Source organism: Paractinoplanes durhamensis (assembly GCF_016862175.1).
Classification (GTDB): Bacteria; Actinomycetota; Actinomycetes; order Mycobacteriales; family Micromonosporaceae; genus Actinoplanes; species Actinoplanes durhamensis.
Map to the genome: position 1 here is coordinate 1 of NZ_BOML01000115.1, position 2,054 is coordinate 2,054.

Consider the following 2,054-nt stretch of genomic DNA (forward strand, 5'->3'; position numbering starts at 1 on the left):
TCTGTGGCAGCGGCAGCTGCTCGAGCAGGAGAACGATCCGTCCAGCGCATTCTCGGCTCAGCTGCGATTCTGGCTCGACGAACTGCGTGACCTGCCGGATCAGCTGTCGCTACCGACCGACCGGCCGCGCCCCGCGGTGGCATCGTTCCGGGGCGGCTCGGTGGAGTTCGCGGTGGACCCGGAGGCGCATGCGGGACTGCTACGGCTGGCGCGTGACCAGCAGGCCACCCTCTTCATGGTCCTGCAAGCCGGCCTGGCCGCCCTGCTCAGCGCGCTCGGTGCGGGCAACGACATCCCGGTGGGCGTATCCACCGCCGAACGTCCCGACTCGGCTCTGGAAGATCTGGTCGGGTTCTTCCTCAATGCGATCGTCCTGCGTGTCGACACCGCGGGGCGGCCGGCATTCAGCGAACTGATCGGCCGCGTCCGCGAGACCACCCTGGCCGGCCTCGCCAATCGGGACGTGCCGTTCGAGCTACTTGTGGAACGGCTCAACCCGGAGCGGTCGCTGGCCCGTCATCCGTTGTTCCAGGTGTCCCTGGGGCTGCAGAGCACGCCATCGATCGATCCCTTTCCCGGACTCCAGGTCCGGACCGTGCGGACGGACGTCGGTGCATCCCGGTACGACCTGATGTTCAGCCTCAACGAGCGATGGGGTTCCGACGGCGCGCCGGCCGGCCTCGAGGGGGCCGTGGAGTACGCCGCTGACCTGTTCGACCACCGGACCGTGCAATCCATGGTCGATCGGCTGCTCCGGCTGTTGGCCCAGGTGACGGCCGACCCGTCGGTGCGGATCAGTGATCTGGACCTCCTGACCGATGCGGAGAAGGCGGCGCTGCGGAGCTGGAACGACACGGCCCACGAGGTGCCGCCGGCGCTGCTGCCGGACCTGCTCGCCGCCCGCCCGGCTCGTTCGGCCGAGGCGGTCGCCGGCGAGGACGGCCGCCTGTCGTTCATCGAGTTCGGTGACCGCTCCAATCAGGTGGCCCACTGGCTGATCGGCCGGGGCGTCGGCCCCGGTGACCTGGTCGCGGTGGCGCTTCCGCGGTCGGTGGATCTGCTGCTCGTGGTGCACGGCATCGTCAAGGCGGGCGCCGCCTATCTGCCGCTGGACCCGTCGTACCCGGCGGAGCGCGTCGCCTTCATGCTGGCCGACGCGGCACCCGCGATGCTGATCGATGCGGTGGACTGGGACGAGATCCGGGGCGGGGCCGAGACCCCGGTGACCGACGACGATCGAGTGCGGCCGCTGCGCGGTGACGACGCGGCGTACGTGATCTATACCTCCGGGTCGACCGGCCGGCCCAAGGGCGTGGTGGTGTCGCATGCGGCGATCGTGAATCGCCTGTGCTGGATGCAGGATCGGTTCGCGCTGACCGCCGATGACCGGGTGCTCTGGAAGACACCGGTCAGCTTCGACGTGTCGGTGTGGGAGCTGTTCTGGGCCCCGATGGCCGGTGCGACGCTGGTGGTCGCCAAGGACGGCGGGCACCGAGACGCCGCCTACCTGTGCGAACTGATCGACCGCGAACGGGTGACCACGGTGCATTTTGTGCCGTCCATGCTGGTGATCTTCCTGGAGCAGCTCGGCTCGACCAACGGCTGCCTGACCCTGCGCCAAGTGGTGAGCAGTGGCGAGGCGCTGCCGGCCGAGTCGGTGGCGGAGTTCAGCCGGCTGTTGCCGGGCGCGGCGTTGGACAACCTGTACGGGCCGACCGAGGCGGCGGTGGACGTCACGGCGTACCGATGCGATCCGGCTGTCCCGGGGCCGGTGCCGATCGGGGCGCCGATATGGAACACCGGCACCCATGTTCTGGATCCGTTCCTTCGCCCGGTGGCGCCGGGCGTGATCGGTGAGCTGTACCTGACCGGCGTCCAGCTCGCACGCGGCTACCTGGGCCGGCCCGCGCTGACCGCGAGCAGGTTCGTGGCCTCGCCGTCGGCGGTGCCGGGCGGGCGGATGTACCGCACCGGCGATCTGGCGTCGTGGACCGGGGACGGTCTGCTGCGCTACCACGGCCGGGTTGATGGTCAGGTGAAGGTTCGTGGGTTCC

The 2,054-nt window shown here is 70.0% G+C and carries 1 protein-coding gene; it reads left to right on the forward strand.

Going from position 1 to position 2,054, the window contains the following annotated elements; translation table 11 throughout:
* On the forward strand, positions 1-2,054 hold a 2,054-nt coding region (locus Adu01nite_RS47330), incomplete at both ends, for a non-ribosomal peptide synthetase (RefSeq protein ID WP_203735988.1).